This is a genomic window from Sorangium sp. So ce363 (genome assembly GCF_051520435.1).
Taxonomy (GTDB): Bacteria; Myxococcota_A; Polyangia; order Polyangiales; family Polyangiaceae; genus Sorangium; species Sorangium cellulosum_B.
On record NZ_CP150333.1, the window covers coordinates 3441885 to 3456544 of the forward strand.

General features: G+C 72.7%; 13 protein-coding genes and 1 tRNA gene. 2 read left to right on the top strand and 12 right to left on the bottom strand.

Going from position 1 to position 14660, the window contains the following annotated elements; translation table 11 throughout:
- Positions 1-95 precede the first annotated feature (95 nt).
- Positions 96-1760: a hypothetical protein gene (locus WMF12_RS13290; RefSeq protein WP_437871529.1), complete on the top strand. Its 1665-nt coding sequence runs from the start codon at positions 96-98 to the stop codon at positions 1758-1760.
- Positions 1761-1787: 27 nt separating this feature from the next.
- On the opposite strand, the gene cyaY is transcribed toward WMF12_RS13290, so the two are convergent.
- From cyaY to WMF12_RS13350, 12 genes are all read right to left on the bottom strand, one after another.
- Positions 1788-2126, bottom strand: a complete 339-nt coding sequence (gene cyaY / locus WMF12_RS13295) for an iron donor protein CyaY (protein WP_437871536.1) — start codon at positions 2124-2126, stop codon at positions 1788-1790.
- 57 nt (positions 2127-2183) lie between these two features.
- Positions 2184-3632, bottom strand: a complete 1449-nt coding sequence (gene phnY, locus WMF12_RS13300) for a phosphonoacetaldehyde dehydrogenase (protein ID WP_437871541.1) — start codon at positions 3630-3632, stop codon at positions 2184-2186.
- A gap of 34 nt (positions 3633-3666) precedes the next feature.
- Positions 3667-4956, bottom strand: coding sequence for a phosphonoacetate hydrolase (phnA, locus tag WMF12_RS13305; RefSeq protein WP_437871546.1), 1290 nt, complete (start codon positions 4954-4956; stop codon positions 3667-3669).
- Positions 4957-5056: 100 nt separating this feature from the next.
- Positions 5057-5338: a hypothetical protein gene (locus tag WMF12_RS13310; RefSeq protein WP_012235184.1), complete on the bottom strand. Its 282-nt coding sequence runs from the start codon at positions 5336-5338 to the stop codon at positions 5057-5059.
- A gap of 64 nt (positions 5339-5402) precedes the next feature.
- A tRNA-Arg gene (locus tag WMF12_RS13315) sits at positions 5403-5476 on the bottom strand.
- A 112-nt stretch (positions 5477-5588) separates the two neighbouring features.
- Entirely contained in the window at positions 5589-6329 is a 741-nt protein-coding gene (uppS, locus tag WMF12_RS13320; protein ID WP_437745996.1) for a polyprenyl diphosphate synthase, read from the bottom strand.
- Positions 6330-6620: 291 nt separating this feature from the next.
- On the bottom strand, positions 6621-7997 hold the full coding sequence (locus tag WMF12_RS13325) for a histidine kinase dimerization/phospho-acceptor domain-containing protein (RefSeq protein ID WP_437871557.1): 1377 nt from the start codon (positions 7995-7997) through the stop codon (positions 6621-6623).
- Between the two features lie 3 nt (positions 7998-8000).
- The gene (locus WMF12_RS13330) at positions 8001-8702 is read right to left on the bottom strand and encodes a winged helix-turn-helix domain-containing protein (RefSeq protein WP_437871562.1); all 702 of its coding nucleotides are present in this window, start codon (positions 8700-8702) and stop codon (positions 8001-8003) included.
- Between the two features lie 128 nt (positions 8703-8830).
- Positions 8831-9415 carry a hypothetical protein gene (locus WMF12_RS13335; protein ID WP_437871567.1) on the bottom strand — a complete coding sequence of 195 codons (585 nt, stop codon included), beginning with the start codon at positions 9413-9415 and terminating at the stop codon, positions 8831-8833.
- 11 nt (positions 9416-9426) lie between these two features.
- Positions 9427-10683: a hypothetical protein gene (locus WMF12_RS13340; protein WP_437871570.1), complete on the bottom strand. Its 1257-nt coding sequence runs from the start codon at positions 10681-10683 to the stop codon at positions 9427-9429.
- Entirely contained in the window at positions 10680-11894 is a 1215-nt protein-coding gene (locus WMF12_RS13345; RefSeq protein WP_437871574.1) for a hypothetical protein, read from the bottom strand. The genes WMF12_RS13340 and WMF12_RS13345 overlap by 4 nt, the downstream gene beginning before the upstream one ends.
- Before the next feature lie 154 nt (positions 11895-12048).
- Positions 12049-12828, bottom strand: coding sequence for a tetratricopeptide repeat protein (locus WMF12_RS13350; RefSeq protein WP_437871579.1), 780 nt, complete (start codon positions 12826-12828; stop codon positions 12049-12051).
- A 385-nt stretch (positions 12829-13213) separates the two neighbouring features.
- On the opposite strand from WMF12_RS13350, the gene WMF12_RS13355 reads away from it, so the two are divergent.
- On the top strand, positions 13214-14659 hold the full coding sequence (locus WMF12_RS13355) for a sigma-54-dependent transcriptional regulator (protein ID WP_437747976.1): 1446 nt from the start codon (positions 13214-13216) through the stop codon (positions 14657-14659).
- The last annotated feature ends 1 nt before the right edge of the window (position 14660 follow it).

Consider the following 14660-nt stretch of genomic DNA (forward strand, 5'->3'; position numbering starts at 1 on the left):
CGGGCCGCGCCGTTCGCGACATCCGCGGTCGTAGCGTCGCAGCGCCCGGTCCGTCCCGCGCGCCTCGCGGGGGGCAGTGGTAGACTGAGCGCCTCTTGCGTCTTCCGATCGCTTCTCTCTTCGGCCTCCTGGCTGTGCTGCTCGCCCCTCCGGTGTTCGCCGGACCCGGCGACAAGGAGGCGAACCAGGGCATGAACGCAGCCAGAGGCGGCTTCTGCAAGCGGGCGATCCCGCTGCTCGAGTCCGCCGAGAGCCAGCGGCATCGCCCGAGCTCGGCGGTTCCGCTCGCCGACTGCTACGTCAAGCAGGGCGAGCTGCTGAAGGCCAGCGAGATCTATCACAAGGTCGCGAGCGAGAAGAAGGCGCCCGGCTACAACGCGCGGGATGTCGCGGCCATCACATCGGCCAAGAAGAAGGCAGCTCAGCTCGATGCGCGCATCCCGACGCTCGTCGTCACGCCGGCGGAGCCGTACGAGGGGCTGGTGGTCGAGATCGACGGGGAGGTGATCAGCGAGCCGTCGGCGGCGCACCGGTTCGATCCGGGCGAGGTGCTGGTGATCGTCGCCAGGGCCGAGGGCCACGAGGAGACGTCGCAGAAGATCACGCTGAAAGAGAAGCAGCGGCGCGAGATCAAGCTGCGCCTCAAGCCGAAGCCCGGGGGGAAGAAGCCGCCGGAGAAGCCGGTCGCGAAGAAGCCACCGGAGAAGCCGCCGCCGGAGAAGCCGGTCGCGGAGAAGCCGGTCGCGAAGAAGCCGGTCGCGAAGAAGCCGCCGGAGAAGAAGCCGCCTCGCGCCGCCGAGAAGCCGGTCGCGAAGAAGCCGCCTCGCGCCGCCGAGAAGCCGGTCGCGAAGAAGCCGCCTCGCGCCGCCGAGAAGCCGGTCGCGAAGAAGCCGCCTCGCGCCGCCGAGAAGCCGGTCGCGAAGAAGCCGCCTCGCGCCGCCGAGAAGCCGGCCGAGGACAAGCCGCGCGTCGCGACGGGCCCCGACGAGAGGCCGAAGCCCGCCGTCGAGATGCCCGAGCCCACGCCGCCCAGCCCGCGCAGGCAGCGCGACGTGTGGCTCGGCGCAGGATTCCAGGGCTTCTTCATCCCTCAGCTCATGTTCGGGCTCCTCGGGGAAGGGGGGCGGGACGTCCTCGTCCCCGGCGGAGACATCTCGCTGTCCACGCGGCTCGGGCGGCGGTTCGATCTCGTCTTCTCGGTCGCCTACGCGCGCTTCTGGATGGACGAGACGCCGTTCAAGCCGAAGGGACACCCGGACACCGACTACGAGATCGTCGAGAGCGATCTCCAGGCGCTCCAGGCGGGGGTCCGCCTGGTCTGGAACATCCCGCTCGATCGAGACGAGCTGTTCGCCTTCCGCGTCGGGGCCGGCCTTGGGGTGGGCTGGACGTTCATGGGCGACCTCTACCGGACCCAGGCATATCCCGGCGACGCGGTGCCTGGCGACCCGGGCTCCTTCGTGCCGGGGGACCCGTACCGCTATGTGAAATGCCGCGGACCCAACAATCCGATCGGGAGCTTCCGGTACTGCAACGAGCTCGATTACGACGCGGATCACTACCCAGGCTATGTCGAGCCGAGCTGGTTCACCCGTCCCAAGGGGCGGCCTCAAGGCCTGCGGCCGCTCGTCTATCCGTGGCTCGTCCTGCCCGAGATCGGGCTCGCGCTTCGCCCGTGGGACCGCGTCGCGTTCGACCTCCGGGTCGGCGCCTCCGTGACGGGCCTGCTCGGAGGGCTCGGCATCCGCTTCGCCCTGTGATGCACCTCGCGCCGCGGACCGCGCGGCTCAGCGAGCGAGCTTCACGGCGCGGCCGAGCTTCCGGGACAGCACGGCATCGAGCGTGCTCCAGAGGTCTTCGCCCGACTTCTGGGCCACCCAGCGGTCCTCGGACGGCCGGTAGTCGAAGTGCCACGCGGCCCGCTCGGCGGCCATCCAGATCTGCCGCGCCGCGCGGTGGCTGTTGATGACGTACTTGATGCCGTCCTCGAACTCCAGGGTGAGGATGCCGCTCTGCAGGTCGGCCTCGACGCCGTCGGGGATCTCGTTGATCGCTCGATCCAGCGCGCGCAGCGACCGATCGGCCACGTCGTCGAACTCTCGCTCCGATAGGGGCTCTCCGCTCATGCCGATCCGCTTACAACGGCGCGCGCCGAGGCGGTACGGGGAAGCGCCGGCGCCCCCTCACTCCCAGGGGACCGTGTAGAGCTTCACGTTGGTCATCGCCTTCATCGCCTCGACGACGCCCTCCTTGATCCCGATGCCGCTGTCCTTGATCCCCCCGAACGGCGACAGCTCGGACCGGTACCCCGGCACCTCGCGCACGTTCACCGTGCCGCAGCGGAGCTCCCGCACGAGCCTATGGACGCGCCCCAGGTCGTTCGTGCAGACGCCGGCGGAGAGGCCGTAGCTCGTCCCGTTCGCCACCGCGATCGCCTCATCGATGTCCCTCACCCGCAGGATGGGCGCGTGCGGGCCGAAGGTCTCGTGCTGCACGGAGGGGGCGTCCCGCGGGACATGATCCATCACGGTGGGGCCGTACAGGGCCCCGCGGCGCTCGTTTCCGAACAGCAGCCGGGCGCCGCGCGCGAGCGTGTCCTCGGCCGCCGCCTCGAGCTGCCGCGCCGCGGCCTCGGAGATCACCGTCCCCATGTCGGTCGCCGGATCGAGCGGATCGCCCACCTTGATCTGCGCCGACGCGGCCGCGAGGCGGCCGGCGAACTCGTCGGCGACGCGCTCGCTCACGATGAGCCGCTTCACCGCCGTGCAGCGCTGCCCCGAGTTCCTGTAACAGCCGTACGCCGCGAGCCGCACGGCCTCGTCGAGATCGGCGTCGTCGAGCACGATGAGCGGGTCGTTGCCGCCGAGCTCGAGCACCGCGCGCCGGTAGCCGAGCAGTCCGGCGATGCGCTTGCCGATCTCGACCCCGCCGGTGAAGCTCACGAGCTCCACGGCCGGGTGGGTCACGAGCGCGCGCCCGATCTCCGCCGGATCGCCGGTCACGACGCTGAGCATGCCGGGCGGCAGCCCCGACTCGTGCAGCACGGCCGCGAGGTAGATCGCGGAGAGGGGCGTCTTCTCCGACGGCTTGAGCACCATGGAGCTGCCGCTCGCGACGCTCGGCGCGACCTTGTGGGCGACCTGGTTGAGCGGGTGGTTGAACGGGGTGATCGCCGTCACCAGGCGGAGCGGCTCGCGCAGCGTGTACCCCCGCCGGGGCTTGCCGTTCGCCGAGATGTCGAACGCGAGGCACTGGCCGTCGTCGCGGAGCGCTTCGTACGCGGAGAAGCGGAGCACGTCGAGCGCGCGCCGCACCTCATAGGCCGTGTCCTTGAGGCAGAGCCCGCTCTCCCACGTGATGAGCCGCGCCACCGCCCCCGCCTGCGCCTCGATGTGCGCCGCGGCGCGGAGCAGGATCTCGCTGCGCTCGTGGCGAGAGAGCCGCGGCGGGCCGGAGGAGGCGCTCGCGAGCGCCTCCAGCACCGCCCCCTCGTCGAGCCTCGGCACGCTGCCGATCACCTCCCCCGTGAACGGGTAGCGCACGAGGATGACCTCGTCCCGGTTCACCGGTCTTCCCCCGATCAGGCACGGAAAATGGAACGCTGGTCGATCGATTGAGAGCATCGAGCCCATCCCTGTCCCCCCTTCAGGCGCTCGATCGTCGGCGCTAGGCCATGGCGGTCGAGAGTCGGTTGAGCACCAGATCGAAGACGTCCGCGTTCGACAGCGCGCTCGGCCGGCCCCGCGCGGCGTCGGCGTCGGCTGCCTCCGCGCCGAGGAGCCAGGCGCGCTCCCCGGGCCGGAGCGGGTGGCTCGCGAGGATCGGCACCTCCGCCTCGTGCAGGCCGCCGTGGGACCTGAGCCCGCGCTGCACGGCGGAGAGGTCGTGGTAGGCCGCGCTCTTGCCGAGCACCGTGCTCCGATCGCCGAGGACGACGAGGTCGCCGATCCGATCCGGCGGCAGCGCGAAGCGCCGCGCGGCCTCCTCCCGGGTCAGGACGAGCTCCACGCCCGGGAGCCGCTCGAGGACCTGCGCGGCGCGCGCGCCGTCGTCCGGCGCGCCGAGGTACACGGTCGCGTACGACCCGAGCGCGCCGTGGTGCACGACGTACGGGTCGGTGATCGGCAGGAGCACGCGGAAGCCCGAGAGGCCGGCCTCGCGCAGCGCGTCGTCCAGATAGCGCACGTTCGGTGAGCCGTCCTGCGCGGTCTTGTCGTTCATGCCGTGATCCGCGGTGATGCCGCAGACGAAGCCGGCGTCGAGGTACTCGCCGAAGAGGGCGTCGAAGCGGGCGTAGAACCGATCGGACATCGGCCCGCGCGGCGGCTCCTTGTGCTGCACGTAGTCGGTCAGCGACACGTAGAGCAGCGTGGCCGAGAGCCGCTCGTGCAGCGCGAGGCCCATCTCCATGGCGTAGTGGGAGATGTCCCAGTCGTAGATCGACGGGCTCTCGCGGCCGACCGCGGCGGTGATCGAGCCGATCCCGTGCTCCGGGATGGCCTGCTCGTGCGCCTTCTCCGCCGACAGCGAGATCGGGCGAGGGCCCCCCTCGCGGCAGGCGCCGAGGAGCGCGCGGAGCTTGTCCTTGGCCGTGACGCAGAGGGTCCTGACGCCCGCCTGCTCCATCTTCTCGAAGAGCGTCGGGACGCGCAGGAACCGAGGATCGTTCATCGGCACCTCCTCCCCCGTGGCGGCGTCGAGGTAATAGTTGCCCGAGATGCCGTGCACGCGCGCCGGCTGGCCGGTGACAATCGACACGTTGTTCGGGTTCGTGAAGCTCGGGATCTGGCCTCGACCGCGCACGTACAGGCCGCCGGCGGCGAGCGTGCCCGCGAGCCGCGGCATCAGCCCGTCCGCGAGCGCCTGGTCGAGGTACTCCGGCCCGCACCCGTCGACGCAGAACACCACCGTCTTGCGCGCGGGCAGCGCATAGCGCCGGTCGCCGAGTTCGATCATGCCGAACGCTGACACGCAGCGCGCCGGCCGAGAAGGGCCGTCGCTGCGCCGCCTCGGGCGCTCCTCCGCCTCGAACGGCGGGCAGGGGAGCGGCGGTGCGTCAGTAGCCCGGCCAGGGATCGGCCGGCTTCGGAGGCGCCGGGACCGGCCGCTTGAAGCACATCACACCGGCGTCGAGCGCCACGAGCTCCCAGCCGCCCTCGCCCCGCGCCTTCGCGATGGCGCGGGCCTCGTCCACGCCGTGCGCCTGCTCGCAGTCCTGCTCCCACCGCGGCGCGGGGACGCTCGGCGTGAGCCCCTGGGCGCGCACCCGCCCCGCCGCGAGCGCGACGGCCGCGCCCAGCACCAGACCGCCCAGCACGAGCACGACCCTCTTGTCCATGGCGTCAGGGACATGGTGGTCCGCGCCGGGCAGCACCGTCAAGCGACGCACCGAGGACGTTCGGCACGCCCGGCAGGATTCGAACCTGCGACCCGCGGCTTAGAAGGCCGCTGCTCTATCCAGCTGAGCTACGGGCGCTTGGACGACAAGCGCATCTCTCGTACTGCATCGCGGACGCGGAATCGAGCGTTACGAGCGTTACGAGCGTCGCCAGCGCCGTGGGCGCGGCGAGCGCCCCGGCGACGTCCGCTCAGGTCGACGCGGCCAGGCGGCGGACCTGCTCGCCGGTCCGGCCGTAACGCCGCTGTCGCCGGCTGTAGGTCGCGACCGCCTCGTCGAAGGTCGCCTCGGTGAAATCGGGCCAGAGCGTGTCGGTGAAGAACAGCTCCGCGTACGCGGCCTCGAAGAGCAGGAAGTCGCTGAGGCGCTTCTCTCCGCCGGTGCGGATGATGAGATCGGGATCCGGCATCGCGCTGGTCGTCAGGAAGTTCCGGAGCGACTTCTCGTTGATCTCCTCCGGAATGACCAGCCCGGCCCGCGCGCGGACCGCGAGCGCGCGCATGGCGTTCGCCATGTCGCGGCGACCGCCGTAGCTCAGCGCGAGCGCCAGGGTCATCTCGGTGCCCCCGGCGGTGTCCTCCACGAGCTTCTCCATCGCGCGCCGCGTCGGCGTCGGGATGTCCTCGAGATCGCCGACCACCTGAACCGCGATCCCTCGACGGATCAGCTCGTCGTGCTCCCCCTCGGCGAACTCCTGGCAGATGCGCATCAGCGCGTCGATCTCGTCCTTGGGCCTCGACCAGTTCGCCACGCTGAACGCGTAGAGCGTGAGGTACGGGATGCCGCGATCGCGGCAAGCGCGCACCGAGGTGCGCACGGCCTGCGCCCCGTGCTGGTGCCCCCGCATGCGGGGGAGCCCCCGCGCCGCCGCCCAGCGGCCATTGCCATCGAGGATGATCGCGACGTGCTTGGGGAGATTGCTGGACGTCATGGGCTTTCCTGGGTGGGGACGACGACGGACTCTGCGCCGAGCATGAGCGCGGCAGGGGGGCCGACGGTGGTGCGATCGTGGAGGTTCTGTGGAGGATGGCGCGGGAGAGCTCAAGGCGCTCTGGCCGCTGACGGGTGCGCGAGCTCTTTGGCACGCGCTCGCTCGCCCGAAGACCACCGCCGCGCCTTCGCACCACCGATCCGGTGCGCCGTCAAACCGAGGAAACCTCCCGGAAACCAAAAGGGTCGCCGGGAGGAGCGGCATGGCGAGAGAGCTCATCCTTTCACAGGATCAGGCCCCCGGCAGCGAGAGCTTGAACTCGACCTCGGGCGGCCCGCGGTGGGTGCACTCGGCCGAGCCGCTGTGGGCCTCGGCGATCGCCTTGACGATCGCGAGGCCCAGGCCGGTGCCGCCCCGGTCGGCGCGGGTCGTCACGAAACGGCGGAAAAGGCGGCCCGCGACGTGCCTCCCGATCTCGCCGCGGTTGCGGATCGAGATCGCGACCTGTCCGCCCACGCGAGACACGGCGATCTGGACGGGGGCTGCGGCGTCGCCGTGCGTGTGCGCGTTGTCGAGCAGGTTGTCGACGGCGCGCGAGAGCCACTGCTCGTCGCCGCGCACCGTCGCCGAGCTCGGCGCGTCGAGCTCGACGCGGCTGCCGCGCTCTCGCGCCCGCGCCGCGGCGGCCTCTGCGATCGCGACCAGGTCGAGCACCGCGGCGTGCTCCACGCCGCGCGCCTCGAGGCGCGCGAGCGACAGCAGCTCCCCGAGGAGCGCCTCGATCCGCGTGGTCGCCTCGCGGATGCGCGCGACGAAGCGGGCGGCCTCCTCGGCGTCGTCGAGCGCGCCCTCGGAGAGCACCTCGGCGCTCGCGCGGATCGCGGCGACGGGGTTCTTGAGCTCGTGCGAGAGATCCGCGGCGAACGTCTCGACGAAGGGGCGGCCCTCGATCTGGCGCCGCATCGAGTCGATGGCGCGCGTCAGCCGCTGGACCTCGCGGCCCTGCGCCGGCGGCGTCGCCGCGCGCACCTCGCCCTCGCTCACGCGCACCGCGAACTCGGTGAGCGCCTCGATCGGCGTCGCGATGGTGCGGCCGATCAGGAACGACGAGATCGCCGCCGCGGCGCCGAGCACCGTGCTGAGCACGAGGATTGGCGGGGCGAAGTCGGCGACCATCCGCTGCACGACGATGGTCGGCTTCACGACCTGCACGCTGCCGACGCGCTGGCCGCGGACCTGGATGGGCGCGGTCACGAAGACGGTCCCGGGCTCGCCCGGCGAGGCGCCGCGCGCCCGGAGCACGCGGCCCTCGGGATCGAGCAGCGCGATGCTCTGGGCGGTCGGGCCCTCGGCCTCGCCGTCGAGCGCGCGCACCGCCGCGAGATCGACGCCGCGCACCTCCATCTCCATCGCGGCCACGGCGGCGAACGCGGCCGCCTCGTCGCGCGCGCTGCCCTCGGCGAGCAGCGTCGCGCGCGCCTCGATGCGATCGATTACGAGCAGCCCGAGCCCGAACGCAAACGCGCCGACGATGCCGCCGAGCGCGATGAAGATCTGCATCCGGATGCTCATCCCCGCCGTCCGGGCGCGGACGAGGCGCGAGGCGAACAGCGCGACGAGCAGGATGAGCGAGACCGCCGCCGCCGCGGTGACGACGAGGCGCAGCATGCGTCAACCGCCGCCTTCCGCGGGGCCCGGCTTGTCCGCGACGCGGTAGCCGACGCCGCGCACCGTCTCGATGAGGTCGGCGTCGCCGCCGGCCTCGACGACCTTCTTCCGGAGCCCCTTCACGTGCGAGTCGATGGTCCGGTCGGTGATCGCGAACCCGTCGCCCCAGACGCGATCGATGAGCTGCGCGCGCGTGAAGACCCTGCCCGGCGCGGCGAGCATGCAGGCGAGCAGATCGAACTCGACGCGGGTGAGGTCGACCTTCTGGCCGCTCACGTACGCGCGCCGCGTGGCCTCGTCGACCACGAGCGGCAGCGGCGCGGGCGCGGCGGCGGACGGCGAGGGCCGCGCGGCGCGGCGCAGGACGGCCCGCACCCGCGCCACGATCTCCCGGGGGGAGAACGGCTTGGTCACGTAGTCGTCGGCGCCGGTCTCGAGCGCGGCGACGCGGTCGGCCTCGCTGTCGCGGCTCGACAGGACGATGATCGCGGCGCGCGCCGCGCTCCGCCGCGCCTGGCCGATCAGGTCGAAGCCGCTGCCGTCGGGGAGCATGAGATCGAGGATGATGAGGTCGGCCTTGTCGATCTCCCGCTCCGCGGCCGCGAGCGTGGTGGTGACGGTGGCCGCGAACCCGTCGCGGCGCAGGAAGTAGGCGATCGACTCGGCGATGGCCGGCTCATCCTCGACGACCAGGACCTTGGCCATGGTCGGTGAGCCTAGAACGGCGCGGCGGACGCGTCGACAGGGCTGGTCGGCGGGGCTGGTCAGCGGACCTGGCCGGCCCCGCCCCTGCGGGGGCTCGCGGGCGTCGCGATCGCCGCGTTCGTGCGCGCTCAGGCGTGCGGGATCGCCGCGTTGACGAGCTCGCGCACGACGCCGAGCAGCCGCTCGTAGTGCTCCGGGATGGGCCGCAGGCCGGCGCAGTGGACCACGAGGCCGCCAGGGCGGAGCTCGAGGTGCCCCTGGAAACCGCGGCGGGCGAGGAGCTTGCGCAGCCGCGGATGGAACGCGCCGGCGGCCTCGCGCTGGGAGGCGGCGAAGGTCGTCACGTGGGCGTCCCAGAGCGCATCGTCGAGGGTGACCCGGGGCGGGGGAGCGCTCTCGATGAAGGCGACGCGCGTCAGGAAATGCTCGCCGACGCGCATCGAGGCGCGGCGCTGGAGCGCCGGGTGCGCCGCGAAGCCGAGCAGCGTCCGCTCGAGGGGCTCGGCTTCGCCCTCGGCGTACCAGGGCTCGGCGATCACCGCGTGCCCGGGGTTCGCCGTCCACGTGCACGCGGAGAGGTACGCGGAGGGCGGCGCGATCGTGTCGTAGGGCTCCCAGCGGCGGAACCAGGCCTCGTCGGGGCGCGCGGTGAAGGCGAGGCCGCGCCGGGCAGCCCACGCCGCGATGTGCTCGGATCCCAGCGGAGGCGGCATGGATGGCGAGGTTAGTCGGCGCGGCGTCGCCTCGGAAGTCTCCGGCGCCATGCGACCGCGAGCGCCCCGGCGCCGAGCGAGAGCCAGGACGCCGCACCCGCGGCCGCGCCGTTCCCGGGCGCGTCGCAGGAGCATCGGCCGTAGATGCCGACCGTCGTCTCGTCGTCGTGGTCGTCGTCGTTGCCCAGCGGGGCTCCAGCGCCTCCGTGGCCTGCGGTCGTGATGGGCGCGCCGCCGGCGTCACCGGCGTCGCCGCCGCTCCCGTCTGCGCCGCCGCTGCCGCCCGTGCCGCCGCCTTCACCGCCGCTCCCGCCTGCGCCGCCGCCGCTGCCTGCGCCGCCGCTCCCGCCTGCGCCGCCGCCGCCCGTCTCGCCACCGTCGTCCGCGCAGCGCGTGAGATGGAGGGGACGTTTGCGCGTGCAGTCCGTCGGCGACGCGCAGCGGGGATCGGAGAGCGCGGGCGGCGCGCCTGTGCCGCCGATCTCGCCCAGGTCAGGGTAGGCGACCTCGGTCCTCTCCCAGCGCCCCGCGGTGTGCTCCATCCAGCCGAACACCCGCTCCTGGTACGGAACGGCGCCGCCGATCGCCGGGTCGTAGACGCCGCGGCCCGCGTCGTAGTTGGGGTTGTTCGGGTTGTTGACGTACGCGAGCCCGTTGTAGGCCCACACGGCGCTGTACCAGTGCTCGATGAACGCGGGTTGCCGGTCGCCGACGCAGCGCGTGGCCCTCCACTTCGAGGCCAGGATCTGGGTGCCGGTGGCCGCGTTGTAGGTCGGCTCCGCGGCCACGCGGCGCGGATCGAAATCCGGGCTGTCGCCGCTCCGCATGCCGCTCGTGATCTGCGAGGCGCCGTAGCCGCAATCGAAGGAGATGATCGTCCGCGAGCTCTCCCCCGCCTGGTCCATGGGCCGGTCCGGCGCGCAGAACTGCTGCCACCCCGACTCCTGCATGGCGATCGCCTTGAGCAGCTCGCAGGGGAACGTGGCGGGAACGTCGCGCCGCGCCTCGGGCAGGTCGCAGCCCTGACCGAGGTTGAAGGCCGGCGGGCCGGCCTCACCCCAGGCCTCGGGACCCCGCGAGACGCGGTCGAAGATGGCGTTCCACTCCGCGACGGAGGGGTTGATCCCGGGCACGGCCTCGATCGCGCAGCCGCGATCGTTGTACGCGCTCGACGCGGTGAAGCAGGGGCAGTACGCGGCGCGCGCGGCCGGCGCGACCAGCGCGGCCGCGGAGAGCGCCGCCGGGATCAGGAGAAGGCGGCCCGTCACGGCTCCTCCTTCGCGGCGGTGAAGCCGGCGACCGCGATGCGCGCTCCGGGTGGCGCAGGGATCGCGGCGACCTCGCCGCTCTCCACCCGGATCGCGAAGGGGACGGCGAACGCGGACGGGTTCGTGTGCAGCGCCGCCACCCACGCCGCGTCCTGCGAGACGGCCTGGATGGCGTCGATGCCGGGGCCGAGCGGGCTGCGGACCGTGGCGCGCGCGCCGACGACGAATAAGCCGGTGGCGCGCTCGGGCGTGTACGCGAGCCCGCCGCCCGGCCAGGCGTACGGGGCGAGGCCGTGGCTCGCGCTCGCCTCGAGCCGGGTGCGCTTGCCCCGGGCGAGATCGATCCGATCGATGACCCACATGCCAGGGTCGGTCTCGTGTCGCTCCTGGAACACGAGCGCGCCCGCCGCGGCGTCGATCGAGAAATCGCGCGCGAACGGCGGGATCGACGGGGCGATCGCCCGCGTCGCGCCGGAGTCGGGGTCCACGAGCACGATGTCGGCCGACGCCGGGGAGACGCGGTAGAGGACGAGCTCGCCGTTCCACGCGCCGGCGAGGAAGGCGAGGTGGCCGGTGTGTCGGTGCACGGTGCGGATCGCGCCGGTGGCGAGGTCGACCTCGTCGATGGTGAGCGCATCGACCCGGAGCTGCGCGGGGTCGTTGTCGGGCTGCGGCTCCGGGCCGGCGACGCCGCGTGAGACGAAGACGCGCCCCTCGGCGGTGACGAGCGGGCGGCTCGCGTGGACCACGCCGTCGCAGAGCGCGACGGGCTCTGCGCCCGGCTGGATCCGGAAGAGGCTCGCGTTGAACGAGCGGTCGCTGGACGGGCTCGTCTCGGCGGTCGCGACCACGAGCCGCGTTCGCGGGACGACGCGGGCGCGGACCACGGCGTCGCTCAGGTGCCGGAGCGTGGCGAGCGCGGGACCGGCCTTGGCTCCGCCGATCGGCGCGATGTGGAGCGTGGTCCGGGCCGCCCCCGGAGGCGTCGCGAGGATCGCGACGCTGAGTGGCGCGGAGGGATCGGCGGGCGCCGCGACGGCCGTGGGCACGAGGAGACGGCCGACCCGCGAGATCGCGGGCGCAGGGGCGTCGCCATCAGCGAGCACCGCCGTCATCGTGCCCGTCAGCGCGGCGAGCAACGCGCAGGGGAGCGCGATCCTGTGCAGACGGCGCCGTGTCAGGGGCGAGCGGGCGTAGGAGCTGAGACGCACGACAGGAGAGTAGACGATGCGCCGGTGAGCGCCCGCTCGCGAGGCGGCGCTCTCTTGCCAGCCTCTGCCTCCCCGCCGTTTCGCGCCGTCGGGGCGCCCGACCCCGTCGCCGTCGCGCCCGGCGAAAGGCAGCGGGTCGCCAGGAAGCCGGCCCTCAGAAGCGGCCGGCCATGCCGAGCCCGGCCGCGCCCGGTCCAGCGACCGGTGTCAGCTGGATCTTGCTGGGCCAGGGCTGGTTGAACCCGAGCTCCCAGATGAGGCCACCGGCGACGCCAGCGGCGCCCAACCCGAGCAGCACGCCGCCGACCGTCGCGTGCGTGCGCCCCTGATTGCCCCGCTCGGCCACCTCCTCCGTGCAGCCCTTGCGCGACGGGCAACGGTCCTCGGCGGCGCCGATGTCCGCGAAGCCGCTCGAGGTCAGGATCCCGCCGACCAGCAGCGTGACGACCCCGGCGCCCGTCGCGACCCACGGCGAATAGCCGTAAGGAGGCTGCGGCGGAGGCTCCTCCTTGGGGCGGTCCGGGATCGCCGAGGCGGTGGGGGCCGTCGGGAGCACCGCCGGCGCCGACGCGGACGCGCTCGCGCTGGCGCTCGGCGCCGGCCGGAGGGCGTTCTTGAGGTTCTGGATCTTGTCCTGGATCGTCTGCGCGTCGCTCGCTTCCGGCGTGCGGGCCAGGTAGGTCTCCAGCGCCGTGACCGCCTCGGCCCGCTCGCCCTTCTTCTCGTAGGCGTTGGCGATGTTGATCAGCACGCCGTGCGCCGAGCAGTCGAGCTGGTAAGCGTCCTTCCAGTACTGGATGGCGCGATCGTAGTCAGCGCGCTCGTAGAACTGGGTGGCGGCCTTGTGCGCCCCCTTGGCGCCTTCCAGGTCGGCGGGGGTCGCCGTGCGGTAGCACTCGGGGTACTCGATGGCCGGATCTCCTGCTAAGGCCAACCCCGCGGCGAGGAATATCCCCGCGCCGAGACCGACCAGCCAAGTCCGAAGCACACGCATCCGAGCCGCCCTCCGAGAAGTGGCCGCAGCATACTGATCCGCTTCGCCGGCAGCGAGAAAAAGGAAGTGTTGCGGACCTCGAGGCAATGCGTTCGGCCTGCCGACCGGCGTGGCGAGCGCCGAGCGAAGCGGCGGCCAGGGGAGCGGGACGGGAGCGCCGAGCGAAGCGACGGCCGGGGGACGGCATGGGAGCGCTGAGCGAGGCCGCGGGAGCGGGACGGGAACGCCGCCGGCGCGCCCGCGCGGCGCGAGGGCGGCCGGCCGGAGCGTCGAGAGACGGTCCCGGCGCTTGCTTGGTTTCCGGTTCTGCTAGTCTCGCCCGGTGATGCTCCCCGAAAAGAAGCAGATCCTCGTCGTGGATGACGAGGCGAACCTCCGGCGGGTCCTCAGCGCCCAGCTCGGCCGGGATGGCTACGAGGTCCACACCGCGGAAGACGGCGAGGAGGGGCTCGCGTTCCTGAAGGAGCACCACATCGATCTGGTCATCACCGATCTCCGGATGCCCAAGGTCGACGGCATGGACCTGCTCCGCGCCGCGCTCCGCGACGACCCGTCGCGGCCTGTGGTGCTGCTCACGGCGCACGGGACCGTCGACAACGCCGTCGAGGCGCTCAAGACGGGCGCGTTCGACTACATCACGAAGCCGTTCGATCAGAACGAGGTGCGCGTCGTCGTGAAGAAGGCCCTCCGCACCCGCGATCTCGCGAGCGCGGACGCGACGCGGGACGTCTCCGCGGCGCAGCCCCGGGGGGGCTCCGACCGGTTCGGCATCATCGGCGAGAGCCCGCCCATCCAGGAGCTCTACGCGATCCTCGAGCGGGTCGCCGACACGCCGACCACGGTGCTCATCAGCGGCGAGAGCGGCACCGGGAAGGAGCTCGTCGCGCGGGCGCTGCACGAGAACTCCGGCCGTCGCGACCGGCCGTTCATCAAGGTCAACTGCGCGGCCATCCCGAAGGACCTCATGGAGTCGGAGCTCTTCGGCTACGAGCGCGGGGCCTTCACCGGCGCGGTCGCCTCCAAGCCGGGGCGCTTCGAGCTCGCCTCCGGCGGGACGCTCTTCCTCGACGAGATCGGCGAGATCCCGAACGAGATGCAGGTGAAGCTCCTGCGCGTCCTGCAGGAGAGCGAGTTCGAGCGGGTCGGGGGCATCAAGACCATCCACGTCGACGTCCGGCTCGTCGCCGCCACCAACCGCGACCTCAAGCGGGAGATCGCGGCGGGCACGTTCCGGGAAGACCTCTTCTATCGGCTCAACGTCGTCCCGATCGCGCTCCCCGCGCTGCGCGACCGGAGGAGCGACATCCCCCACCTCTGCACCCACTTCGTCGCGAAGTTCAACGCGCGCCTCAAGAAGAGCATCGAGAGCATCGAGCCCGAGGCGCTCGAGCGCCTGGCCTCGCACGCCTGGCCGGGGAACATCCGCGAGCTCGAGAACGTCGTCGAGCGGGCGCTGCTCTTCGCCGACGGCGCGCGCATCCGCCTCGACGACCTGCCGGAGGAGATCCGCGGCGGCGCCACGTCGGCGCCCGGCGCGTCGCTGCCGCTCGCGGCCGCCGCCGCGGACACCTCCGCCGCGCCGTCGACGCCCGACGGCCTCAAGGAGCAGGTGAAGGCGGCGATGAGCAAGCTCGAGCGCGACCTCATCGAGCGCGCCCTCAAGCAGACGCACGGCAACGTCACCCACGCCGCGCGGCTCCTCAAGATCTCGCGCAAGGGGCTCCAGCTCAAGATGAAGGAGCTGAACCTCCGCGAGCGCGACGCCGAGTGAG